The sequence below is a fragment of the Bradyrhizobium sp. SZCCHNR1053 genome (assembly GCF_032381235.1).
GTDB lineage: Bacteria > Pseudomonadota > Alphaproteobacteria > Rhizobiales > Xanthobacteraceae > Bradyrhizobium.
Genome location: NZ_JAUHJM010000012.1, coordinates 39,908 through 64,607 on the forward strand (window position 1 = coordinate 39,908; position 24,700 = coordinate 64,607).

Genomic DNA, 24,700 nt, shown 5'->3' on the forward strand with positions numbered 1-24,700 from the left:
AGTTCCTCCTCGCGCGAACGCGGAGCCCTCGGAACTGGCGCCGACGCCCAAAGATGTTAAGCTCGCGTTCACGCTGTGGCCGTCACGCGACACGAAGCAGAAGCTTGGTCGATGCACCCGGGGGTATCGACAGAGCAGGAGAACGAAATGCCTTCTTTGACCGAATGGAAAGTGCCGTCTGCCTTCCAGCCTCGCGCCGAAGACTATCAATATGATCTTGATCAAGCCCTGTCCTCGATCGTGGGCCTGCATGCCATCATTCCGTCCGACGCCTTCAGCGCGGAAACGCTGGGGACCGAGCGCGCCGGCAATGCCGTCGTCATCGACGACGGGCTGGTGCTGACCATCGGCTACCTGATCACCGAGGCCGAATCCGTCTGGCTGCACCCCAATGACGGACGCGTGGTCGAAGGCCATGTGCTCGGCTTCGACTTCACCACCGGCTTCGGCCTGGTACAGGCGCTCGGGTCGCTCGACCTGCCGGCGCTGCCGCTCGGCTCGTCGGCCGCTACCAAGGTCGGCGATCATGTCGTGCTCGGCGGCGCCGGTGGGCGGACGCGATCGGTCGCGAGCCAGATCATCGCCAAGCAGGAATTCGCCGGCTATTGGGAATATCTGCTGGACGAGGCGATCTTCACCCACCCCGCCCATCCGAATTGGGGCGGCACCGGCCTGCTCTCGGCCAAGGGCGAGCTGATCGGCATCGGGTCGCTGCAGCTGGAGCGCGAGCGCGACAGCAAGGACGAGCACGTCAACATGATCGTGCCGATCGATCTGTTGAAGCCGATCATCGATGATCTCAGGCGCTTCGGCCGCGTCAACAAGCCGGCGCGCCCCTGGCTCGGCATGTACGCGACCGAGGTCGACGATCGCGTCGTCGTGATCGGCGTCTCCGACAACGGTCCCGCGGCCCGCGCCGAGCTCAAGGCGGGCGACGTGATCCTCGGGATCAACGGCGACAAGGTGACGAGCCAGAGCGAGTTCTATCGCAAGCTCTGGGCGCTCGGCGCAGCCGGCGTCGACGTGCCGCTGACGGTGCACCATGAGGGCGTCACCTTCGACGTCACGATCGCCTCGACCGACCGCGCCAAGCTGCTCAAGGCCCCGCGGCTGCACTGAGGCGGCCGCGGGCCTGCGTTCACGCGTTGACGTGCCAGGCCGCCGCGATCTGGTCGTGCAGTTGCGCATCCGTCGGCAACTGTGATGCCACCGTGGGATCGAAACCCGGATGCGCCTGGGCGTAGGTCGCCATGGCCTGCACGAGCTGCGAAACGTGCGTATCGATCTCGAGACCGCCGGCCTTGATCTCCTGCAGCTGATAGGAGCCGCCAAGGAACCAGTCGGCCACCGTGACCTGCTGATGGGTGCCGAGAATGTCGATCTCGAGATCGTTGCCCGATTTGACGAACCAGAAATTGTCGGCCGTATAGGCGGTGCCGAAATCGAGCGTGCCGGTCGGCTTCGCCAGCGACGCGACGCCATTGATGATGACGTCGTTGCCGTCACCGGGCGCGTAGACATAGGTGGCGCCGACGCCGCCAACCAGGATGTTGTCGCCGGCCCCGCCCTGCAGCACGTCACTGCCCAGACCGCCGATCAGCAGATCGTCGTTGGCGGTCCCGAACAGCATGTCGTTGCCGCCGCCCGCGATCAGCAGCGCACCATCGGTTGCAGCAATGGTCGCGCCCGACACTGGATCGATCGTCACCGTTGTCGCCGCGTCGCTCAAGGCTGCGCTGAGCCAGTCGAGATTGTCGGTCTTGCCGCCCCAGAGCACGCCGATCGCCATGTCGATCAGGCCAGCATCCTCGCCGTCGAAGCTGGCAACGGCATCGATGAGCGCGACCTTGCCCAGGATGTCGACCGCCGATCCCGTGTCCCAGCGCGACCACAGATCGGATGACAGGTCGGCGACCAGCAGGTTCTTGGCCGTGTCCTGATAGAGGATGCCGTGCTCGTGGCCGATCAGGCCGGGCGTCGTCGACATCACCTCGTCATGGTTCTGCGCCAGCAGCGCCGAATACTCGACCACGATCTCGGCCAGCGCCTTCTCGACCCCGCCATCTTTCAGATAGGTCGCAGCCGAGGTTGCAGTCACACTGTTGCCGAGCACGCCACCGCCGTTGAACAGGGCCTGCACGGCGCTGTTGCCGTAGCCGCTGGCGTCGGTCACCGTCGAATAGGCGATCATGTCCTTCATCTTGTCGGACGGCGCGCCTTCCCCGCTCACACCGGCCGCGGGAATGCCGACGGCCGAAGCAATCGCGTCATCCTGCAGCGGCGCCAGCAGCACAGCCGCCGCCTTCTTCCAATCCTGGGCACCGTTGTCACTCGCCCACTGCATCATCGTCAGCAGCGCGATCGAGTGCAGGCTGACCGGATCCAGACCGAGATCCGTGCCCGCGCCGAGCACGGTCTTCTGCTCGGACGAGATGCCGATCGCAGCATGTGCGATGGCGAGCGCGCCGGCGACCGGTCCGAGCTGCAGCAACGCCAGGGGCGCTTCCAGCACGGGCGCCGCGGCTCGGACATATTGCAGGATCTCGCCGGCGACGGAGACCATGTGGATGTCGGAATAGCGCTCGACGGGGTGCGACGTCAGCGCGCCCCAGAAGCCGTGCAGCTGATCGTAACGGACCTCGGCGGCGAACTCGAACGGCATCGCGTCGTAGGCGTAGACCACCTTGTCGTTGAGCGCAGCGATGTAGCCGGCAAGTCCGCCGCCCAACGAATGGCCGGTCAGCGAGACGTTCGATGTCGCCCATTTCTTGTAGTAGGCTTCCGCATCCGGGAACTGCGTCGGCCAGCCGGTCAGACCGGCGCCGCCAAGCCACGACGGCACGTCGGCGAGACTGTCGGTGCCGCGAAACGAAATGATCCGTGTCGATGGATCGCCCGCGAGCTGATAGGTCGCGGCCTCGAAATTGTCGGCGGTCGAGGTCACGCTCGCCGCCACCAGCTCATAGCTCCCGATGCGACTGAAATTGACCACAAGCGTCGGGTTGACGCCTCTGTTGTAGACGTCCATGGCGAGCACCGCGTTGATCAACGCGGCCGACGGCGACTTGGTCATGATGCGAATCCCCCCTCGGCAACCGATCGGCAGTTTTGACCCAGGGCGGTGATCCACGAGGAACCCTCCGCTGCGCCGCCGGCTCTCACCAAGTGCGACATCGCGCCCGGATTTTGTCAACCAACTATCGTCTCCGCGTGTATTCGCGCGCAACTCACCTGCCGCGCGCGATGGCAGCCTCCGCGCTGTGTTGACTTGCAGGAGCCGCATCGCGAGATTGTAGCTTCGCGGAGCGAACACGCGTTCGGAAAATGGTCATTGCCCGGACGTCCGATTTTGCGTTGCATGACCGCGCTCGCCGGCAAGCAGACGAGACAGCCAGACCCGCGTACCAAGGAGACCTGCATGACGGATGCCGTGGTGGATGACATTCTCATCGTGTTGCCGCCACTGCTGCAGACGCTCGAAGCCCTGTCCTACGTCGCGCGCCACCTGAACCCGCCGGATTTCGATCGCGTGATGGCTGATGTCGGCGATCCCGAGCGGACGCTGCACACGGCGCGGATTCATCTCACGTCGTGGCCGGCGGACTTCGCCCATATCCGTATCGCCTTCGACACCGCGGCGGACGCCGCGCTGATGTCGTTTGCCGGCCTGCGCGCCGTTCAGCGCGGTGAGGGCGACCTGGTCGATGTGTTCAGGGCCCTTCGTCAATTGCCACGCGCACTCGAGGCGCTGTTTCCACTGGCAGCGACGCTGCCGCCGCTGAGCGAATTCTTCCTCGATCCCGCCGTCGATGGCGACAACGGGCTGCGCCAGTTGCTGGCCGCGTCCTCTGCAGGCAAGGACACAGTGTTTCACGACCATAACGAGATCGGCAATCGCGGCGGCTTTTCGCTGTATGTGCCGGAATACTACACGGCGGACAGGGCTTGGCCGCTGGTCATGGCGCTGCATGGCGGCAGCGGCAACGGCCGCGACTTTCTCTGGAGCTGGCTGCGCGCCGCGCGCAGCCTCGGCGCCATCCTGATCGCCCCCACCGCGGCAGGACCGACCTGGGCGCTGATGGGCGACGACGCCGATACGCCGAACCTCCTGCGCATTCTCGACCTCGTCCGCAGCCGCGTCGCGATCGATCCCGCCCGCATGCTCCTGACCGGGATGAGCGACGGTGGCACGTTCTGCTACGTCAGCGGATTGGCCGCAGGCTCGCCGTTCACGCATCTTGCGCCGGTGGCCGCGACGTTCCATCCCCTGATGGCGGAGATCGCCGACCGGGACCGTCTGCGCGGCCTGCCGATCCAGATCGTGCACGGCCGGCTCGACTGGATGTTCCCGGTCGAGATCGCGCGGCATACGGCCGACGCCCTGGCCAAGGCCGGCGCCGACGTCGCCTATCGCGAGATCGACGATCTCAGCCATTGCTATCCGCGCGAGGCCAATGTCGAGCTGCTGCGCTGGCTGTTGCGCTGAGCTTGCCTCTCCTTGCTACGACATGGCTGATCGGCAATGCCGCCGACACAATGTCGGCGGATTTTGTCCGCATTGGTCCTGCTCGGTCATACAGCGGGGGCGCTGCACACGGGCGGCCATGACGCCGCCGAAGGTCTGCTCATGCCCTCGCCGCTGATGCCCTCGCCTGCCGCGTCCGTCGCGCAAGTCTCGTCCGCCCGCTCCTCCACCTCCGTCGTGCTTGCCAATGGCGTCAACCGTCTCGAGGTGACGCTCAAGCTCACGACCGCGATCCTGGCGCTGGCCGCCGGCGTCTACACCTATCTTGGCGTCCGCGAACTGCTCAACGGCAGTCCGACCACGGTGTTCTTTGCGGCGGTCATCTACTCCGTCGCGGTCTCGGTCGGCATCTACGCCTTCTGGGTGTTCATGATGCAGTTCATGCCGCACGTCACCAGCGCGATGGGGCGTTTGATGATGGCCGGCTGCATGCTGCTGGGCTCGCTGATGATCGTCGCGATGTCGTCCTGGCTGAATGCGTCTGCCCTGGCCGGCGCCGCGGCGATCCAGCAGCATCTCGCCATCACCGTGCAGAACTACACGCGCGACCTCGACAGGGCCAATAGCCAGGCCATCGCTGCGCAAAGCCTGCTGCCCGATATCCAGCTCGCCTCCTCCCGCTTCGCCAAGCTGGCGGACGCCGAACGCGCGGGCTCGCTGACCGGCACCTCCGGATCTGGCACCGTGGTCCAGCTTCTCGCGCAGATGTCGACGCAGCTCGACGGACTGGGCCAGCAGGTCCAGGAGTCCGGCAAGCGCGTCTCTGCTCTCTACGAGCAGGGCGGCAAGAGCCTCGCCAAGATGCGCGAGCTGATCTCCGACCGCGGCCCGATCGCAACGCGCAGCGATGCCTTCGCCACGGAGTCGTTGAACCTGATGGGCGTGATCGCCAATCTGCAGCAGACGTCGGTGGCACCTGCGGTGAGGCGCGCCGCGACGTCGCTTTCGGCCGGATTCATCGCGCCCGCCGCAGGCGGACGCAGCGGCGACCTGGCCGAGCGCCAGACCGCCGTCGTCGGCAAGGTGGAGGGCGCGATCGCCACGCAGGCCGCCTCGCTCGCCGACGCCGCCGACAAGATCCTGGCGCTGCCGCGCATCGAGCCGACCCGGTTCCAGACGCTGTCGCCCGCTGAAGCCGTGCTGCGCTACGCTGGCGACTTCATCCCGAGCTGGGCCGGCGCAATCTCGATCGACCTGATGCCGGCGGTGCTGGTGCTGATCCTCTGCGTCGTCCATGCCGCCATCCGCCGCGAGGGCCTGCCCGCCGTGAGCGCCTCCAGCCTGACGGCCGCCGATCTCGTCACCGCATTGCGGATTGCGCGCGAGGTCGAGGACGCCAGGCGGGCGGCCGAGCGACGGCCAGCCGAAACGCCCACGGAAGCGCCTGCTGCACCGGCCATTGAGCCGGCGCCGGCCGCGGCGGATGAGAACGTGACGTTGCTGTCGTCGGCACGAATCGGAAAGTAGTCCCGTGGCTTCGGCGCTGAACCGACGCGTCCATGCCTGGCTCGCGGGCAATCCCGACGAGAGCATTCTGCGTTGGGTCTTCCGCAGCGTTCTCGTCGTCACCGTCGCGGTTCTCGCGGCGGACCTGCTCGAGTTGAATGCTCCGCAGGTGCCATCGGATGCAGCCCCGCCTCAGCTCGACATTCGGCGGGAGGCGCCGGACCTGCCGGCCGAATCACCGTCCTTGCTGGCGCCCCTGATGAAGCGGCTGATGCCGCTGCCGCAGGGCGATCGGGCCTTGCAGCAGCCGATTCAGTTCGAGCTGCGCGGCGGCGGCCGGCTGTTCGCGACCGGCACGATCACACCCGGCAGCGCGCGCAGCTTTGCGGACGCAGTCGAACGTCATGGCGAATATATCAGGACGATCGTGCTGAACTCGCCCGGCGGCTCCGTCGCCGACGCGCTGGCGATGGGGCGACTGATCCGCGCGCGGAAATTCGCAACCGAAGTGGAGGCGGGAAAATATTGCGCCTCGTCGTGCCCGCTGGTGTTCGCCGGCGGTCTCGAGCGCCGGGCCGGCGAGCGGGCGATCATCGGCGTGCATCAGATCGCCGCAGCCCCCACGTCCGGGACCGCCGTGAGGTCCCGCGACGACATGAGCCTTGCGCAGAACATCTCGGCGCGATGCCAGCGCCACCTCGCCGAGATGGGCATCGATCTGAAGGTCTGGGTGCACGCGATGGAGACGCCGCATGACCAGCTGTTCACGTTCAAGCCCGACGAGCTGAAAACGCTCAATCTCGTCACTTCGCTGCCGGAATCGCGGCCTGAAAAATCGCGCAGTTAGGTTGTCTTGATCGCGGCGGACCGGGACCGCGGCGAGCGCGGAACCAAGTTTCGACCGCGGCGTTGTTGGCCGTCACACTGGAGAACATGACATGCGGACATTCGTGGGAATGATCCTGGGGGCCCTCATCCTGGGGTTCGGCGTCTACATCCATGATTCGATGCAAACTTCCGAGGTCGCCAACGGGCCGACCGCGCAGACGCGCCGGACCATCGTGAACTGGGACGTCGCGGCGGATAGCTGGAATTCACTCAAGACCCGCGCGCATGACGACTGGGTTCGCATCTCGTCGAAGTAACGCGCACGACGCTGCTGTTTTCAAGGCGCCTCGGCCGTTGGTCGAGGCGCCTTTGCTTTGCCCATCAGTTGGCCGCCTTGGCCTTGCGCGCGTCGGCGATGACCTGCTCGAATTGCGCCATGGTCAGCACCCCGGGCACCCTGAATTTGCCGACGATGAAGGACGGCGTACCGCGGAAACGCAAGCCCCGCGCCTGCTTGTCGTTGCGCGCCAGCATGTCGTCGATGGCCTTGGCGTTGGCGGCGAGGTCGCGCTTGGCGCGGTCGACGTCGACGCCTGCTCCCGCGAGCAATTCGTCGATGCGCGGCTCGGTGAGCTTCGAGCTGACGCCGATCAGCGCCTCATGCGCCTTGGCGTATTTGTCCTGATATTTGCAGGCCAGCGCCATCCGCGCGGCAGTTACCGAAGTCGGCCCGAGAATCGGCCACTCCTTCAGCACCCAGCGCACCTTGCCATCATCGTGGATGACCTGCTGCAGTTCGGGATCGAGCTTGCGGCAATACGGGCAATTGTAGTCGAACCATTCGACGATCGTGATGTCGCCCGAAGGATTGCCGAGCACCGGCGCGTCGGGGTCGCGCAGCACCGCGCCCTCGTCGGGCTCGTCGGCATCCTCGGCGTGACTGTCGCGGGGCCACAAGGAAAGCGCCGCGCCTGCGCCAAGAAGCGTCAACACGTCACGCCGGCTGCTGGCGGAGGTGATCGCAGTCGAGGGGACGCGCTTCATCGAGGTCAGCTCCAGATATGCAGCAGGCTGCGCGTCAGCATATACAGCGCCACCACCGCGATCACGACGGAAAACACCACGTTCAATACGCCGCGCCGTTCGGAGAGATGGCGCGCCAGGCGTGTGCCGGCAAGACCTCCGGCGATTCCGCCAGCGATGAACAGTCCGGCGAGATCCCAGGCGACGAGCCCGGACCAGGCATAGCTCGCCGCGGTGGTGAGCCCGAAGGTCGTCACCGCGACCAGCGACGAGCTGACCGCATTCATGATCGGCATGCCCGTCGCAGCCATCAGCGCCGGCACGATCAGGAAGCCGCCGCCGATGCCGAAGAAACCGGACAGCGTGCCGGTGGCGAGGCCGAAGCCGACGACCGCCGGGACGTTGGCCATGCTCATCTTCACATCGGGGGTGCCGATGCGGGCGCGCGTCTTCAGCATCAGCATGGCGATGACCATCATCACCAGCGCGAACAGCGCCAGCAGCTTCTGGCCGTCGACCATCTTGCCGAGCAGCGAGCCGATGAAGGCGCCGACGATGCCCGCCGTTGCGAACAGCGCCGCGATCGGCCAGATCACGGTGCCGCCGCGCGCATGATTGGCGAGATTGATGGCCGCGTTGGTGGCGACCGCGATGGCGCTCGAGCCGATCGCGATGTGCGGCTCGGGCACGCCGACGACATAGACCATCAGCGGCACCGCGAGCACCGAGCCGCCGCCGCCGACGAGGCCGAGCGAGAACCCGACCATCGCGCCGCAAAACAGGCTGAGCACACCTTGGACAGCAGAGATCATGGCGAGAGCAGGGTCATTTCCCGCACAGGAAGGCAAGCCCCAAAATCACCGGAGCAGCAATGCCGCCGCCACCGCTGCGAACCGCCGCGCGACCGGCGCCGATCCGAGCCCGGCGGTCTCGCGGCGATGCGCGGCGTCGAAAGCGTCGGCCGGACGCATGATGCCCCCGGCCGCCGGCAACGTCTCGTCAGCCCGGATCAGGCAGCGCCCTTCAGCTTCTTGGTGCATTCGCTGTAGTAGCCGCCGCCCTTCTGGATCCACTTCAGGCCGCCATTGGCGTTGGTCGCCTTGTTGGCATTGTACTGATCGACGCAGGTCTGCAGCCGCGCCTTGCCGGGCTTCTCCTTGGCGTATTTCGGGTCCACCGCGTTGGGGAACACGGCGGGACCGGTCGGCGCGGGAGCGGCCTCCTTGGCTTCGGATTTCGCCGCCTTGGCCGGCTTGGCCTCGGCGGCAGGCGCGGCCGGAGCCGCGGCCGCGGCGGCATCGCTTCCGCACTGGGCCTTGCGGAAGTCGTTCCACTTCTGGCCGCCCAGCGTGCCGGCCTCCTTCGCCTGCTTGTACTTGGCGCTGCATTCCTGCGCGGTCAGCGCCTTCGCCGGGGCGGCGGCGAACGTCGCGAGCCCGATCACGGCCAGCGTAGCGAGTGACGAAGCAACCAATGATTTTGCGTGAAAACTCATCCTCGATCTCCCTGTGGAGCATGATGGAATGGGACGGTAATTCTAGCGAGACGCTCGCGACCGACAAAGCAGGCGGGAGCGTGGCCGCGCGAAAATATAATTTGCGTCGCGCGGCGATCCGGCTCATTCCATTCACTGCGGGTTCAGCATCGCCGGACATCGCGCCGTGCCTTTCGTTCGAGGACTTCAGCATGAGATTCACTGCCCGGGCGGCGATTGCGGCCATCGCAATTGCCACCCTGTGGACCGCCGGCCCCGCCTGCTCGCAGCCCGGATTGACGCTGCCGGCGCGGCCCGATGCCGCCACCGACAAGTTCGCCAGCCTGGACAAGGCGGCGCGGCGGACGATTTCCGTTGCCTGCTCCAAGGAGGCTGACGAGCAGGGGCTGAAGGGCAAGGCACGCGGCAAATTCCGCTCGGCCTGCAAGCGCGACAAGGCGGCGGCGGCCGCCGCGGCGACACCCGTGCCCGCTCCCGCGCCGACGCCGGAGAAGCCGAAATGACCGGCACCTGCGGGTGCACGCGCGCATGGCGCCTGCGCAGCGGCGGGAATTGTTCGCGCAGGCAGGTTTTGGCATAAGGCGCCGTGCGCCAGATCATCTCCTCCCTCCCCTTTGAGCTGCCGAGCCGCGCCAAGATCCTGAGCGCGATCGAGACGCTCGTGCTCGGCACCGCCGGCGGCCTGATCTTCCTCGTCGCCCATCTGCCCGGCGGGCTGATATCCGGCGCGATGATCGCGACCGCGATCGCCGCAATCGCCGGCCGCCCGCTGGCGATGCCGCCGATCCTGACCCAGACCGTGCTGCTGCTGCTCGGCATCTCGATCGGCGCCGTGGTCTCGCGCGAGCTGATCAACCATGTCAGCGCCTATCCGGTGACCATCGGCCTCCTGGCGCTCGCGACGTTCTGCTCGACCTTCGGCTCCAGCCTCTATCTGCAGCGCATCCATGGCTGGGACCGCACCTCGGCGCTGCTCGCCGGCAGTCCCGGCGCGCTGTCGCAGATCACGATGCTCGCGGTCGAGCGCGGTGCCGACCTGTCGGCGATCGCCGTGGTGCAGACGCTGCGGGTGATCATCCTGACGGCGGCGCTGCCGCTGGTGCTGGCGGTGGCGGGCGTCGCACCGGCCGCGCCGATCTCGCTCGGCCAGAGCGTCGCCTCGCCGCTCGGCCTGCTCGCGCTGCTGGTGGCCTCGCTGGTCGCGGCGATGCTGATGCAGCTGATCAGGTTTCCGGCGAGCTGGCTGTTCGGCGCGATGGTCGCCAGCGGCGTCCTGCACGGCACCGGCCTCGTCGAGGGCGGCCTGCCGGAATGGATGCGCGGCGTGGCGCTGGTCGGCATCGGCGCCCTGATCGGCAGCCGCTTCGCCCGGATGCGGGTGAAGACCCTGGTCGGCCATATCAGGGCTGCGTTGGGCTCGTTCGCGATCGCGGTGGCGATATCGGCGCTGTTCGTCACCGTGATCGTGCTGGTGACGCATGTGCGCTTCTCCGACACCATCGTCGCGTTCGCGCCCGGCGCGATGGACGCGATGATGGCGCTGGCGCTGACGCTGCACATCGACCCGATCTTCGTCGGCGCGCATCACCTGTCGCGCTTCGTGTTCGTCACGATCGCCACCCCCGGCATCGTCCATTTGTTCGGACGGCCGCAGGAGGATGTCGACGACTAGGCGCGCTTCCGGGCGATGCCCCAGCCCGCGATGGCGGCGATGGCGAGCGAGATCAGCACGCTGTAGCCGGCGAGCGACAGGCCGAGGAAGCGGAATTGCACCTCGTCGCAGCGTACGACCTTGACGCTGTCGAGCCGCTCCAAGAGGTTGCCGGCGCTGCCGAGATTGCCGATCGGCCCGGTGCATTCGGTCGGCCCCGGCCAGAAGCCCCATTCGACGCCGGAGTGATAGACGCTGAGCCCGGCATTGCCGAGCGCGGCCAGCGCCACCACGCCGAGCCCCGCGAGCACCAGCGCGCGCGGCGCGCCGCCTTTGGCGGCGAGCGCGATCAGCAGCCCGAGCGGCACGATCGCATAATAGGCCCAGCGCTGCTTCAGGCAGAGCTCGCAGGGCTGCAGGCCCCAGACCAGCTGCATGTACCAGGCGCCGGCCAAGGCCGCCGCCGCGATGCCGGCCGCGAGCAGCGCCGCCGCCACCGCCGGGCTCATGGCTCCCGCCGCGGGGCGCGCCATCACAGACGTATTGGTCATCGGTCCTCCCGAACGGGGCTGCATCCGGTCCAATGCCGGGCCGTTCCGGCTCCTACTCCGGCTCGCGAAAGCTGTCGAGATGCGCGCCCATCACGTCCGTGCGGGTTGACCCGGCCCGGCCGCCCGCTATAGTCCGCCCGCTTCGCTATGGTTCCTGCACAGGCCCGGCGAATGCCCCTGTGGCGGAACTGGTAGACGCGCTCGACTCAAAATCGAGTTCCGCAAGGAGTGCTGGTTCGATTCCGGCCAGGGGCACCAGCCTTCGCTGCTACTCTTCGGTGAGCCCTCGCTGATCGCTCCCACTGGCGCGGGCGGGCGACTTCCCCGCGCCATCACAATCGAGGTCTTGATGCCGACCTTCATCATCGACTGTCCGCGGTGCAAGGCCAAGGTTGGCGCTGAAATGCACGGGCGCGTCGATTACTACAGTGACGCTTACGGCGATCCGTTCGGCGATCGCGTGATGCTTGGGAGGTGCCCAAGCTGCTCAATCGCGCTCGTTGGGCCGACTTGCTCGACCAGTTCAAGCAGCAGCACAGCAAGGCCGCCTAGCGGCCTATTTTCTTGCGTACGCCTTTTGGGGTATAGACGGGTCTGTAAACCCTTTGGTTGATATCGCATACTATGCCCGGCCCATTTGATTTTTTGCCGGAGGACATGGCGTACTACGCCAACATTGCGGTCGAGCAGGTTGATACGTATCCCACGTCCTCGCTAAACAGCATCCGCAGCTTTGCGGACTTGGCCGCTCGACTTATTGCCGAGCGCCATTCAATACCCATAACCGAAGAAATGACGAATAAGCGGACTGACAAGACCAAGTCTCGCTTCCGGGATACGAACGACATCTATCAAGATATTGAATCGCGCCTACAACCATCGGGGCGACAATTTTTCATCCACGTATTTCGCCACGCTAATCCGAACTCACACGGTCAGTCCGGAATTTCTGAAAATATCAACGATGTTCGCCTTGAAGCTAACGCCGCCGTTCAATTAGCAGAGCCGTTTGGTCGTTGGTTGCAGGCCAATTATGTATACGCGGAAAATCCGTTTGTTGATTTTTTTGAAACGCTTCTAGGACGAATAAAGACTTTCGCGGTCATTGCCGGCATTCTCTTCTTTGCATGGGCCATCTTTATATTGCGCAGCCCACCTGCGAATAATGTTGTGGCGTCAAACAACACGCCCGCTCCCGCGCCTCGGTATGCTCCTCAGCCAGCGATCCCAACAGTATCGCAGCCTGCAACCGCTCTCACTCAACCACAAGCGCCAGCACGCATCGTAGCACCGGCCCAAATCACGCTCATAAAAACAGGCCGCGATACCGCGGGTGGCGGACTATCCGACACTGACATTAACGATACGTACATGGCGCCTATACCGACCTTTGCAGCGTTGGCGTACTTCGAAAATGCAATCCCATCACAAACAGTACTCCAGCTCACGCTGCGCCAGGGCACGAATGAACGTAAGTGCGATCCCCTCCGAGCACCGACACAACGCGGCACCTTTTGGTGTCGGTGGGCTCCGTTAAATTTAGACGCCGGCACCTACGAGATTGTCGCTTCAGCCGGTGACGACACCGAAGCGATCAAGGTCAAGATTATTGCGTGGGATGCTGGCGAATTGAAACGCAAAACAGCCGACACTTTTCCTCGCAAACCGGCCAACAAGGATCGCGCCACTGCAAGCCGCCGCGAGCCGGCACTAGCCGTGCTTCGCACACTTCATCTGTCTATTGCACCGTATATACCGCAGCACGTGCAGTTCGACGACGCGGACCAGATGGTCGTCCGCAACCGTAGAGGCGTCCAAATTCTGCTGAACGGTGCACCTATCTCGGATTGCTCTGACAGCGTGTTCACTGCAACGCAACACGGCATGTATTCGTTCTCGGTCGACGAGTGCGGCAACACGCGAGCTGAAGTCGAAGTTGTCAAATATGTAAGGCGGTAGCCGGGATGTGATGCAGTGCCATAACGGTCACCATGTTTGACCACGCGCACTCTACACTTCCAACAAATTCCAATCTCCGACTGAAGATTATCAAGGATCGAGCCGACTGCCCCGTCTGCGGTGGCGAACGCAAACTCCAATTCTTCGAGGAGACGAACGCTGGGCCACTGGGCCTGTACTCCCCAAAGCACCGGCAGGGCTAATCCACCACAGGAGCCATCATGCGAAAAATCGCCAATGGCGTCTTACCCCTCCACGTCGAGCAAAGAGACGAAGGGTATTACTTCTAGTTTCCCCCAGCAGAGACGCCCTGGCAAGGACCGTACGACACTATTGAGGAGCTGGTGCACGAAGCTATAGACCCTACGCTAGTGCAGATGATTACTGCCTCCCTCGCACATGCTCCGACCCGACAATGAGGTGGGACTTTTCTAGTGCCGCATGGCCGAGAATAGCGCAATCAGCCCGCCTAGGAGGACAACCCACCAAAAGCGCAGAAGCATCGCGCCAGCAAGTGCCAGCGCGCCGCCGACGATCAGAGCAACAATAAATCCCGAAATAAATATACCGACAAAATTAAACCCGTCGCTGATAGCGATGACAATACCCGCCGCGAAACCAACAAACGCGCCCAGTCCAATGATTGCTCTATAGGCATTGCCAAGCGGACCGAGGCCTTTCCGGTCAACCTCTTGAGAGTAACTTTCTCTTGCGGCCTCCTCTCGTTCGTACTCGCGCTGCCGAGCTGCTAATGCAATCTGTTCCTGCTGATAGTCGTAAGCTTCCTGCTCACGCCTGAGCCTTTCGTGCCGGGCCACATCCTTGATAGAACCGACTTCGTCGATTCCCATCCTACCCCCGAATGGCAGGCCGGACGTGCCGGGGTATGTCTCTTGGCCGCAATTTTTGCAGTACCAGTCTAGACAATCCCCACAATAGTTCTTTTTGCAGTTTACACATTGGTAGAGTTTTTGGCCTTCATGGGTGCTGCCGCAATTCTTGCAGAAAGGACGGTACATGTCGCACCTGTCAAATATCAAATGGTGAAATCAGACCGGATACTACTTCAGCGCGAGATTAAATCAACAAGCTCTTAGACGACTATCGTCTCTCGACCCAATCTCTCTTGCTAGAATTTGAGCTCGAATGAAGCACCACTCTGCAAATTAATCCGCGGGAAGGGTGCCTTCTGCAGCGTACATTGCGAGCTGCCAAGAGCAGAGCATACGGACCAACTCTGTCCGCGGGTCCGCGATTAGAATGCCACCTCCCTATACGCTGAAGGCGTTTCCGAGAAAGTCCACTCCACAATCTCTGGCAATCCAATTTCATCTAACGTAGATTTAGATCACTCGGCGCGAAGAGGGCTTCCGTGGTCGACTATCAATACCTAGGCGGAGTTTTTGCGCTGCTCGTCCTTGCGCTGCTAGCCCTTGTAGCTCTGACCGGTGGTATGAGGGGTCCTACGGGTGCCACATCGACGATGATGAAGCGCGCAATTGCCAGCATCCTCACCACCCTTTTAACGAGAATATTTCTGTACGATTCAGGACTAGGACACTCCGACATTACGCTCTGGTCGATCTCCATAGGAGCGGGTCTCGCAGTCGCTCTTATCTACCACGGGTAATTTGCGGCTATGCCTGGAAAATTCCTATTCAAAATGGCGCTTTGGTTCTTACTCTTTGTGATCGCTCTTGCGCTGATCCTTACTGCTGCCCTGCCGGGGTTCAGCAAAGCATTTTTTACGAATGTGTCCGGCACCATGGAAACATGGATAGTCATAGGAGCGTGCATTCTGCTCGGTATTTATATGATGAAATCCGACAGGCGCTAGCCAATGTGCGTGCTCCCTATTTACCCTCGTTTACAAGGAGGGAGACTCATTGGCTCCATTCTTCCGGCGTCAATGGATTTTCTGATGCTGACGCCTGACCGGACTGGTCATCGTGAAGCACAGCAGGCAGTCGGTCACTTACCGCAGGAGCCTGCGCGTGCCATGAGTTCACAGTTCGTGCAAGAAATTGGCGGACGCCTCGCTTCGTCCGCCGCGCACGAGATCAACCGACACATTTGAAGAGCCGGCGAGAATTTCGATCGAATGAGAACCGAACCAGCCCGAGTTGGGAACCAAAAACCGTGTGAGTAACGCTGTGAGTACAGACTGGCAGGGCTTCCGGAAGAGCCTGATTTTACGACAGTATTGGCCATTGTTCGATTCCGGCCAGGGCATCATTTCACCCTCCGCTCGCATCCGCCGACGTTCGTTCCCCCCTCAAGATCAAAGACAAGCCGCCGTTTGCCCCTTCGCCGGCGTCCGCCCCGTCTTGTTGGTATCCGTCCTCTCTACTGGTATCCTTGATGGGAGTTCGCGGGGGTCATGTATCGCAAGTCTTGGGTGGAATCGAACCTATGCCGGCCAAGTCCGGCCCCTATTTCCCGCACCTGAAGCCGGCTGAGAAAGGCTACAAGCGCTCAGATGAAGCGAGCTCTTCATGCTCGTCACCGCGACCGGATCGAAACTCTGGCGCTTCGCCTATCGTCGCCCGATCGACGACAATACGCTGAATGCTGCGCTATGCAGACTCGGCTGCGATAAGACCGAGATCACCGCTCACGGTCTTTGATCGACCGCCTCGGTCCCATTGAATGAAGGTGGCCAATGGAACGCGGATGCGATTGAGCGCCGGCTTGCGCATCAAGAAGTCAACGAGGTTTGCCGCGCCTATACGCACGCAGCGGAGTCTTGGCAGGAGCCGGTGCGCATGATGGCTTGGTAGGCCAATGAGTAGGACAGCATGCGCGCGCTACGACGCATCCCGAAGCATTCTGCGTGATCGGCGAGAAACCCTGCGCTGCTGCTTTCAATGATCGAGGCCAACACGACCAAACTCCCCCGAACTGTACGTGCCTTCAACGGGTCCATCTCCTGGTGGGCAGGCACTACCTACCGGACCTCCATAGGCTTCCTTCGCTGACAAGCGTAGGTCAGTCGAGCGCCGGTGGAAGCCCCAACTCGGGGATCCTGTCGCGCTGCGGATCCTGGAAGTCGAACAGCATGCGCCCGGGAATCTTGCCAATCTCGAGATTTTCGATCAGGAACGCGCGAACACCGAAGTGGCCCTTGAAGTCCTGCCGCACCTTGTCCCAGTCCGAGAAGGCGCAGAACTTCTCCTTGGGAATCGTGCAGGGTTGGGTCGGTGGATTCTTCTGCGAGAAGCCGAGCGGATGCCAATCGCGGTAGAGGCCGCCGACGAGCTCCTTGGCGGCGTAGCGCCCGCAGAAGAAGGTCTGCGCCAGCTCGCAATAATGCGGGTAGAACGGCTTGAAGTTGTCGATACGGTAGGTCTGAATGCCGGTGTCGCCGAACTCCTTGAGCTCCGCGTCGTGAAGCTTGCCGGGCTTGAGAAAGCGATCCTCCGGCGCGACGCCGGCCTCGACATTGCTGACGACCTGCAACAGCCCCCGCGCATTGGCCGGATAGAGATCGATCTGCAGGGGAAAGATCACGACTGATACACGGTATCCGGCGACATAGCCGATGCCGAACAGGTCGAGCGCTTCCTTGACCGTATGACCCTTCAACTCCTCGTAGTCGGCGACGAAGGAATATCTCTGCCGGGGCGGACCGAGCTGGGTCAGCGCGTCGATGCCGAGGGCGGCATCGGAGGGGCTGCGCGAGATCATGCGGATGACATAGCGCACACGTCTGTTGCTGGCGAGATCGTCGATCGCTTCATTGACCGACTTCCTGCGAATCGGATCCTGCGACACGTAGAACAGCGCCAGGGACGGGCCGGCCGCGGAGAACAGGATGCCACCAACCAGGCAAAGGAAGAACGCCGCCTTGAAGAACGAGGTGACCTCTTCCGGTTTTGACCTGAGCGCGATGCAGGCGAACACCGTGGTGATGAGCAGCAGGATCAGTCCGACCGCCAGCAGCGCTGCGGTCGAGGATGAGGCGAGCACGAAGCTCAGCACCTGAACGAAACCGTCGATGGCCTTGTCCATATCATCTCCCTCCGTCGTGAAGCCGTAGAGCTTCCAGAACCCGGTCATGACTACCAGCTCAGTCCTTATCGGCGGTGCAGCGTCCGCCCGAGAAGCCAGCGAAGGCGGCACAGGTCCTGAAATTGAGCGAGAGCTTGTACAGGTCCGTTCGCCTGGCCGTCTCCTCGTTGCGCCCCTTCTGGTAGGAGAAGGTGAGTGCGCGTTCGCGCGCTGGCGGACGAAACCTGCAGGACGCGGCCTGCAGGTTTCATCCGCCGCTCGCCGCATCACTTGCCAAACAGAGGACCGACGGACGGAAGAATGACCGCCGTGACCGTGCCCTTTGCGCCGTCCGCAGACGGATTGCCGAAGCCGAGGTTTGCAGGCGACGGGAAATTGCCTGGCGATCCTCCGCCCGTGCCCTTGCACCAGCCATTGGCCGGCGCGCCCTGGCCGCCGGGGCCCGGATTGCCCGGGCTGCCGCCCCGACCGGGGAGCCCGGCCCGCCCGCCGACATTGTTGATCCGCGAATAGCTCAGGACTTCGTAGGCAGGTCTGGTCGTGACGAAGACGAGATCGGCGCCTTGTCCCCCAGCGCCGGCGTCACCGCCGCGTCCTCCGGGACCGGCAGCGCCTCCCGTCCCGCCGGGGCCGCCACCCTCCTTGCAGTCGAACAGACTCGTGGCCCCTTCCTTGCCGTTTCCGGCCCGACCGCCGTTGCCACCTTTTCCCCCGGTCCCACCATCGCCGCCGTCAATGCCGCGGAAGAGAAGGACGAGGTTGAGAAGACCAGCCGGGATCGGCCCTTTCGGATCGGAGAGCTCTCCGGCGACCAGATAGACGTCGGGCAGTTGCCGGGTCTGTCCGGCCACGGCAGGCCCGCCAGGGCCGCCGGGATAGCCTGGATTGCCGGTCCGGTTGGTCTCGCCGGGATTGTCGGCGCCATTGGGACCTGCAGGGCCGTCACTGCCGACGGCGGCCACGGCCTGCGGATCGCGCTGGATGATGCTGTAGCTGTCGGGGTTGGCGAACTTGATGCGTTGCGCGGCCACCACGATGTAGGGATAGTTCAATCCGGTCAGCGTCAGCTTTGCCCCCGCCGCGAAGGAAATCTCGTCTGCCTTGATGATCTGCTGCGCGAATTTCTCCTCACCGCTGATCGGAATCAGCGTCTGCGTCAGCGGAGCCGCCTTGATCGCGGCCGCGATGTCGGGCGGCAGTGAGCCTGTCGGAATCTGCTGTTGCGCCAGAGCGACGCTGGGCAACAGCATGGCGGAGCAGGCCATCAGTCGAAGACTCTTCATCTGCAATCTCCTCAGGTCATCATGATTGTTTGAATCAGCGGCCCGCTTTCGAGACGCCGCGCCTGGACGGCGAGCTGCCATCCAGGTCGCCGAACAGCGCCTAGCGAGATCCCGGAATCGGGAAGCGGACGTTTCCCTCGGCGCTGTTGCGGGTCACGTTGCCGCCGAGCGAGACATCGCGGTTGACGTTGAGCCGCGGCTCGTTGGTGGAAGGATCACGGCTGATGTTCGGATAGTTGGTCGGAGGCGGGGCTGGAGCGTGGAAGTTCTGCAACCGCTCGCTGTCGGTTTGTTGATGCGGCTGATAGGTCGGCACCAGGTCCTTGAGGTTCTGACCGGAGGCCTGGGACATCAGCAAGGGCGAGATGATCAAGCCCATCACGATACGGATATTGGATCTGCGCATTGAATCCTCCTGTTGTCTCGTTTGCACGGGAGGAACTATGCCGAGGTGGTGTGAGACGATCGTCAGGACATCGCAAGAGCATCGTCAAAAATGCATTGGAACGACGCCATCTGCACTCACGCACTTGCGCTTACGACGCGCGTCGGCAACGGCGCGGCGCAAGAAGCATCGGATGCAGGCTGGGAGTCGAGGCGCGCCTGTGCTGGCTCACTGTCTGCCAGCATGCTGCAATTGCGCGGCGGCGAACCAGGGAGTCGGGCTCAGCGCAAGTTTGGGCTGCGCGGATAGGTCCGCGGCGGCACGCCGGGGTGGCCGCTCGCACGCAGGATGAAACCGCCGATACGGGCATGGTCACACGGCGAAGCGGCGACCGCATCCTGCTTGATCGGCTCGAGCACGGCGGCGCCCGGCGGCGGGACGTCGGAGCTGGCCACGGGACCGTCGGTCACCGCAAGCGACGCAAGCACCGGGCCTGGTTGCAGCGATGCGAGATAATCTGCGAGCCGACGTACGAGTTGCGGCGCTGCCACGCTGGTGCCGCGCATCGCCACCACCGAACCGCTCCGCGTACCGGCCGCGAGCACGCCCCAATGCGCGGGCCCCTGGTCGGCGATGGCAGCACAATCGGGCTCGGCGCGCCCCGGCGTCGGACCGCTCGCCGTATAATCCGTCGGCTGGCCCGCGGCATCGACGGCGCCGACCACGAGCGCGCCCGCGCCGGTCGCGAGCGCCGACAGGGTGTCCTCGCGAGTCATGGGGCAGCCGCTGCTGTCCGGATCGCTGTAGCTGCCATCCAACGCCGCACGCTGATAGCCCCCTGCATGATCGAAATAGGACTGACGTCCATGCTGCACGTAGCCCAGCGGGGTATCGTCGCGCTGGATGTAGAGATGTGCGGTCAGCGGCGCCTCCGATCCGTTGGTGACGGAAAGCCGCCAGCGTCCGGCCGGCGCTGGATGCCTCACGCTCCAGCGCGCGGTGGTCGGATTGACCGACAGATGAAAGCGGACGCGATCGGGCTGGCCGGCCACCTTGGCCAGGTGGCCATTGATGGCGGCGATCGGCTTGCCGTCATCCTCCAGCACCTGCACATCGCCATCACCGAATCCGTCGATCATGCGCGGCACATCGCCGGGCGGCGTCAGGCTGACGCCGACGCGCGGCCATTGCTGCGCGATCGCTTCGCCGTCGAGCCAGATCTCGAGATGATTGGACGTACCGTCATCCGGCAGCATGATCCAATCGATCTGATCGGAGGCGCCGGGCTGCACAGCCATCCGGCCCGTAGTCCGCTCGCGATAGCTGTTGCCGGCCGGCAGCACCAGATAGGTCGGCCCGCCGCGCTGGTTGCGGCGCTCGATCATCCGCGACAGAGCCTGCTCGATCTCGTGGCTGCCGTTCTTGGGGCCGGCGGCGATGCCATAGCTGAAATTGATGACGAGCGGCAGCTTCGGGCTGATCCGGTCGGCCCACAGCATGATCTGGCGCGCTCCCTGCAGCACATAGCTCGCCATGGTGACGCCGGTCGTATCGCCGGACACCGGCGACGGCAGTTGCACCGCCAACAGAGGCCGCTTGCTGGCGATATCTTCCGCGGCCGGATCGTAGCCGCCGGAGAGATCGAGGATGTGTGTGCCGTGCGAGACCCGTTGCGCCAGCGGCTTGTGCTGATCATTGCCGAAATCGGTCATGCCGAACGCGCGATAGATGTCGGCCTCGCTCGCATTCGCCGCAAACAGCACGTCGAGCTCATCGCCAGTGAGCCGCTGCCCGGCGGCGACGCCGAAATCCTTGGTCCGGCGCTCGACATCCTGCAGCCAGATCGCTCGGATGCGCGATCTGCCGCTCCTGCTGCGAAAACGGCGGTTGGCAAAGGCGATGCCGTCATCGATGACGCCGATAGCGACCTGCCGCGTCAAATCCGTCAACGGCTTGCCGAGATCGGTCGGCGCGGCGATGACTGCGTCGAAGCGGAGCCCTGGAATCGGCGGGCCGACATGGATCGTCGTGAAGAGACCGTTGGCGGCAGTGCGATTGGCGATGTCTTCGGGCCGGTAGATAAAGAACTGCACATCGCGCGGATCGTCCGGCGGCGGGACGCGACCGATGCGGATGTCGTCGATCAGCTTCGTCAGCAGATCGAATTCGTCGGCCGACATGCGGATGGTCAGCGCGTCAGCAGGCTCGTCCGGCTCATGGCCGGCGGCCACGATGGCGGCCAACTGGCCGAGATGGGCCACATAGCTGCCGTTGGCCTCCGGCAGCAGTTGGATCTGCGCGCTGCACCAGTCCAGCCTCTTGCCGAGCGGCCTGTTGCGCAACTCCCAGTCCTGATAGGGATTGGCTCGTTCGGCCCGATCTCCTCGCCAGTCTCTCATGCGCCTGTCCTTTCGTGTCAGCCGACGATCAGGCGGCACTCGGCGAGCGCCTGCGTCCAGAGATGCTGCAAGATCGGCGAGGCTGGAACGGTCGATGGCGTGCCGGCCTCGATGATCGCGCCGCCGCCACCCTGCTCGCTGGCGACGTTCGCAGCGGCCGATCGCCTGTAGGACATCGCCAGCACATCGTCGTAGCGGAAATCGTCGTTGAACCCCCGCCCGTCGAACTTGCGCATCGTGACCTGGCCGCAGCCGGAGCAGCGCGCAATGAACAGCTCCGCCAAGGTCCAGCCCAGCACCATACCGGCCACGCTGTCGACCGGAAAATGCACGCCGGCGACCGTCCGGTTGATGGCAATGCGCTCGGCGTGGCGCATCAGCTGCACGAACACTGGATCGGTCGCATCGACATCGTCTCGCCCGGTCCTCGCCTTGCGCATGAGGGCATTGATCACGAAGGCCGCGGCAAAGGATTCCGTGGCATGGCCGCTCGGCAGCGACCCATGCCCCGGCGTCTGGATCATCGGCTGTATCTGCGGTGAGTATTCGATTGGGCGCCGGCAGGTGAGCGCATGCTTGACCCGCATTTCGATCGTGGTCGTCACCTGCAGGATCAGCGCCAGCAGCTCGGCGGTGTGCGGGCTGCGGCTCGGATTCCAGTATCCGACCAGGCCCAAGAAGCTGGTGAAATCGTGCAGCTCGGCGAGGATCTCGCTGCTGCGTTCCATCCGCAGCGCGGCATAGTTGAACACCCAAGCCGCTTGTCTGGCGAAGTCCGCGGCATTGGGACGGATCATGTGCACGATCGGCGTGAACGTCTCATCGCTGCGGCCACGGTACTGAAGCGAGATCGAGGTCTCGCCTTCGTCATAGACAAGGCCCGACAACAGCTCGCCAGCGAAGATGCGCAGTCGCACGTCGCGCGACCAGCGATCGAGCGCCTCCGGCCCGGCAGTATAGTGATCAGGAATGTGTGACGGCTGGTTCCAGTAGCCGACGACGCCCTCCCGGCTGGTAATCAGCGCGCGTGCGCGCGATGAGGCGTGGGCACGGCGGCCCTCGCCGCTTTCACCGCTTTCGCCGCTCTCACCACTTTCGCCGCTTTCTCCGCTTTCTCCGCTCTCACCGCTTAGCCATGCCATCTGCCGCCTCCCTGCCTGGCCCGGCGGACTTGCTCCGCCCGTTACCACTGAATGGTCGTTTTGACGGCACGCGCGGTCAAGCCGCCCGCTTTCGAAATGACGGCGTTTCACGGATTTTTCACGTTGACAGCAAGGGTGTTGGAGACTTCACTACTCAATCATTGATTTCCGTATTTTAACGACTGATTACATCATGGTTGTGGGCGACGAATGTGAGCTCCGATCCAAAATTGCTGATCAAGCTTCTTGGTCCGTTTCGCGTGGTCAAGGCTTCTGGCGAGGATTGCACGCCCAGAGGACGCAAGGCTTGCGCTCTCATTGCGATGTTGGCGCTGGCGCGTGAGCACAAGCGATCGCGGGTCTGGATCCAGGACAGGCTCTGGGGTAGCCGCGGCAAGGAGCAAGGCGCGGCCAGCCTTCGCCAAAGCCTGACCGAAATCCGCAAGGCGCTGGGCGACTACCGCTCTCTGCTTTGCGCTGACAGCTTCGTCATTTCGCTCGATCCAAAGCTATTTGAGACCGACATCGCCCGTTACGCTACCGCGTCACCGCAGCAGACGATGGCGCCTCCCCAAGGTGAGTTTCTTGAAGGCTTTGACATTGCAGAGGAGGAGTTCGAGGATTGGCTGCGCGAGGAGCGTGCGCGATTCCAGACGCACGTCGCGCCGGCGCCTGAACTCCACCACGCCGCCAATCTCGCGACCGACCTTGCAGAGCACCTGCAGCCCCCCAAGGAGCGGCCCTCACGAAACCGGATCGTCCTGATCCCCGGCTGCCGGACAGGCCCGTCGGATGCCGCGGTCGTGACGGATAGCCTCGTCGATTCCATCGCCAAGACGATCAAGGAACTGGGCGTAGCCACGATCCAAGATCGTCGCGACATGAGCGCGTCGGCCGCCTGGCCGGCGGACACTTTGCCCGGAGATGGCTTGACTGGTGACGATGGCGCCTCGGTCAGCACGCTGTCCCTGCGCTCTGATGTGTTCGGATCTGACACGAGCAAGATCGTTCGGCTCGCGCTGCTGCAGCGCCCTGCGAACACGCTGGCATGGTCGTCGACATTGCAGATCAACGGCGACGGTACGCTCGACCTGAACGACACCAATGTGATGAGAACCATCAACCTGGTGGTCAACTTCGCCGTCGATCAGCTCGCTCATATCGAGGATGGCGCTCCGAGGTCTGCCTCCCATCTATGCTATGCTGGTATCCTGCGCCTGTTTCGACTTGGCAGAGCCAACTTCGAGTCCGCCGACAAGCTGTTCGCGGCTGCTTTCGCGGCCGAGCCACGCGGTATCTACCTCGCGTGGCGCGCCTATTTGCGCACCTTCATGCTCGCCGAGCGCCAATTCAACTGCCGCCAGACGATCGAGGCGGAGGCTTTCGATCTGATGTACCGGGCGCTGGAGCTCGAACCCTACAACTCCTATGTTGCTGGCCTGAGCGCGCATGTCCATTCCATGATGCGACGCTCGTACGTTGCCGCCTATGAGCTGGCCGAGCGAGCCATTCAACTGAACCACGCCAACCCGATCGCCTGGGCCTGCCTGGGAATCGCAAAGAGCTATCTCGGCAAACCAGAGGACGGCTTCCAGCACACATTGCTTGCCCGTACGATCGCTGGTGCGGCACCATTCCGTTTTCAGCTCGATGCCCTGAGCTGCATTGCGGGGACGATGGCGGGAGAACTGGACAAGGCCGTCCATCTTGCAGAAGCCAGCCATGCTCTTGCTCCGACCTTTGCGCCCCCCTTGCGATATTTGTCGGCTCTCTATGCGCATAATGGGCACCGTGAGCTTTCTTTCGAGATGGTTCGCAAGCTACAGACAACGGAACCAGACTTCTCATATGACAAGCTGAGGGATAAGGCCTATCCCGCGGCTGGCCTCCATCGGACATCAATCATCAACTCGCTGCCAGCCCAACAGTTCTAGCGGCGTCACGCTTCATCCGAGAGGTTGTGGAGCGGCAGACGCGATCGCTTACGGTCGCAACGCAGTCC

21 protein-coding genes and 1 tRNA gene are annotated in these 24,700 nt (G+C 63.7%); 11 read left to right on the forward strand and 11 right to left on the reverse strand.

Annotated elements, in window-relative coordinates:
* The first annotated feature begins 147 nt into the window (after positions 1 to 147).
* Positions 148 to 1,119 carry a S1C family serine protease gene (locus tag QX051_RS23885; RefSeq protein WP_315716217.1) on the forward strand — a complete coding sequence of 324 codons (972 nt, stop codon included), beginning with the start codon at positions 148 to 150 and terminating at the stop codon, positions 1,117 to 1,119.
* Between the two features lie 19 nt (positions 1,120 to 1,138).
* On the opposite strand, the gene QX051_RS23890 is transcribed toward QX051_RS23885, so the two are convergent.
* The gene (locus tag QX051_RS23890; RefSeq protein ID WP_315777812.1) at positions 1,139 to 3,073 is read right to left on the reverse strand and encodes a calcium-binding protein; all 1,935 of its coding nucleotides are present in this window, start codon (positions 3,071 to 3,073) and stop codon (positions 1,139 to 1,141) included.
* 345 nt (positions 3,074 to 3,418) lie between these two features.
* Between QX051_RS23890 and QX051_RS23895 the strand changes: the two genes are divergently transcribed.
* The 4 genes from QX051_RS23895 to QX051_RS23910 all read left to right on the forward strand — a co-directional run bounded on the left by QX051_RS23895 (position 3,419) and on the right by QX051_RS23910 (position 7,116).
* Positions 3,419 to 4,486, forward strand: a complete 1,068-nt coding sequence (locus QX051_RS23895; protein WP_315777813.1) for a phospholipase — start codon at positions 3,419 to 3,421, stop codon at positions 4,484 to 4,486.
* Positions 4,487 to 4,642: 156 nt separating this feature from the next.
* A complete protein-coding gene (locus QX051_RS23900; protein ID WP_315777881.1) occupies positions 4,643 to 5,992 on the forward strand; it encodes a hypothetical protein in 1,350 nt (449 codons plus the stop codon).
* Between the two features lie 4 nt (positions 5,993 to 5,996).
* A complete protein-coding gene (locus QX051_RS23905; protein ID WP_315777814.1) occupies positions 5,997 to 6,818 on the forward strand; it encodes a hypothetical protein in 822 nt (273 codons plus the stop codon).
* Positions 6,819 to 6,909: 91 nt separating this feature from the next.
* Positions 6,910 to 7,116, forward strand: coding sequence for a hypothetical protein (locus QX051_RS23910; RefSeq protein WP_172111383.1), 207 nt, complete (start codon positions 6,910 to 6,912; stop codon positions 7,114 to 7,116).
* Between the two features lie 64 nt (positions 7,117 to 7,180).
* Here QX051_RS23910 and QX051_RS23915 read toward each other — a convergent pair whose 3' ends face one another.
* From QX051_RS23915 to QX051_RS23925, 3 genes are all read right to left on the reverse strand, one after another.
* Positions 7,181 to 7,843: a DsbA family protein gene (locus QX051_RS23915; RefSeq protein ID WP_315736174.1), complete on the reverse strand. Its 663-nt coding sequence runs from the start codon at positions 7,841 to 7,843 to the stop codon at positions 7,181 to 7,183.
* Between the two features lie 5 nt (positions 7,844 to 7,848).
* A complete protein-coding gene (locus QX051_RS23920; RefSeq protein ID WP_315736173.1) occupies positions 7,849 to 8,634 on the reverse strand; it encodes a sulfite exporter TauE/SafE family protein in 786 nt (261 codons plus the stop codon).
* Between the two features lie 197 nt (positions 8,635 to 8,831).
* Complete coding sequence (locus QX051_RS23925) at positions 8,832 to 9,317, reverse strand: hypothetical protein (protein ID WP_315736172.1); 486 nt, start codon at positions 9,315 to 9,317, stop codon at positions 8,832 to 8,834.
* A 191-nt stretch (positions 9,318 to 9,508) separates the two neighbouring features.
* Here QX051_RS23925 and QX051_RS23930 point away from each other — a divergent pair, with 191 nt between their 5' ends.
* Positions 9,509 to 9,820: a PsiF family protein gene (locus QX051_RS23930; protein ID WP_315736171.1), complete on the forward strand. Its 312-nt coding sequence runs from the start codon at positions 9,509 to 9,511 to the stop codon at positions 9,818 to 9,820.
* A gap of 83 nt (positions 9,821 to 9,903) precedes the next feature.
* Positions 9,904 to 10,989, forward strand: coding sequence for an AbrB family transcriptional regulator (locus tag QX051_RS23935; protein WP_315736170.1), 1,086 nt, complete (start codon positions 9,904 to 9,906; stop codon positions 10,987 to 10,989).
* Here the strand turns inward: QX051_RS23935 and QX051_RS23940 are convergent.
* Positions 10,986 to 11,519, reverse strand: a complete 534-nt coding sequence (locus QX051_RS23940; protein ID WP_315736169.1) for a disulfide bond formation protein B — start codon at positions 11,517 to 11,519, stop codon at positions 10,986 to 10,988. The genes QX051_RS23935 and QX051_RS23940 overlap by 4 nt on opposite strands.
* 173 nt (positions 11,520 to 11,692) lie before the next feature.
* Here QX051_RS23940 and QX051_RS23945 point away from each other — a divergent pair.
* Positions 11,693 to 11,777, forward strand: a tRNA-Leu gene (locus tag QX051_RS23945).
* Between the two features lie 399 nt (positions 11,778 to 12,176).
* Positions 12,177 to 13,478, forward strand: a complete 1,302-nt coding sequence (locus tag QX051_RS23950) for a hypothetical protein (protein WP_315736168.1) — start codon at positions 12,177 to 12,179, stop codon at positions 13,476 to 13,478.
* Between the two features lie 431 nt (positions 13,479 to 13,909).
* Here QX051_RS23950 and QX051_RS23955 read toward each other — a convergent pair whose 3' ends face one another.
* A complete protein-coding gene (locus QX051_RS23955) occupies positions 13,910 to 14,329 on the reverse strand; it encodes a hypothetical protein (RefSeq protein WP_315736167.1) in 420 nt (139 codons plus the stop codon).
* 1,644 nt (positions 14,330 to 15,973) lie between these two features.
* Here QX051_RS23955 and QX051_RS23960 point away from each other — a divergent pair.
* Positions 15,974 to 16,105, forward strand: a complete 132-nt coding sequence (locus QX051_RS23960) for a hypothetical protein (protein ID WP_315736166.1) — start codon at positions 15,974 to 15,976, stop codon at positions 16,103 to 16,105.
* A gap of 361 nt (positions 16,106 to 16,466) precedes the next feature.
* On the opposite strand, the gene QX051_RS23965 is transcribed toward QX051_RS23960, so the two are convergent.
* From QX051_RS23965 to QX051_RS23985, 5 genes are all read right to left on the reverse strand, one after another.
* Positions 16,467 to 17,537 (reverse strand): hypothetical protein, encoded by a 1,071-nt coding sequence (locus QX051_RS23965; protein WP_315736165.1) that lies wholly within the window; start codon positions 17,535 to 17,537, stop codon positions 16,467 to 16,469.
* Positions 17,538 to 17,755: 218 nt separating this feature from the next.
* Positions 17,756 to 18,772, reverse strand: coding sequence for a hypothetical protein (locus tag QX051_RS23970; RefSeq protein WP_315777815.1), 1,017 nt, complete (start codon positions 18,770 to 18,772; stop codon positions 17,756 to 17,758).
* A gap of 100 nt (positions 18,773 to 18,872) precedes the next feature.
* On the reverse strand, positions 18,873 to 19,178 hold the full coding sequence (locus tag QX051_RS23975; RefSeq protein ID WP_315736163.1) for a hypothetical protein: 306 nt from the start codon (positions 19,176 to 19,178) through the stop codon (positions 18,873 to 18,875).
* 260 nt (positions 19,179 to 19,438) lie between these two features.
* The gene (locus QX051_RS23980; RefSeq protein WP_315777816.1) at positions 19,439 to 21,556 is read right to left on the reverse strand and encodes a S8 family serine peptidase; all 2,118 of its coding nucleotides are present in this window, start codon (positions 21,554 to 21,556) and stop codon (positions 19,439 to 19,441) included.
* Positions 21,557 to 21,573: 17 nt separating this feature from the next.
* On the reverse strand, positions 21,574 to 22,698 hold the full coding sequence (locus QX051_RS23985; RefSeq protein WP_315777817.1) for a phosphatase PAP2 family protein: 1,125 nt from the start codon (positions 22,696 to 22,698) through the stop codon (positions 21,574 to 21,576).
* Between the two features lie 230 nt (positions 22,699 to 22,928).
* Here QX051_RS23985 and QX051_RS23990 point away from each other — a divergent pair, with 230 nt between their 5' ends.
* Entirely contained in the window at positions 22,929 to 24,632 is a 1,704-nt protein-coding gene (locus QX051_RS23990) for a hypothetical protein (protein ID WP_315736160.1), read from the forward strand.
* Positions 24,633 to 24,700: the final 68 nt, after the last annotated feature.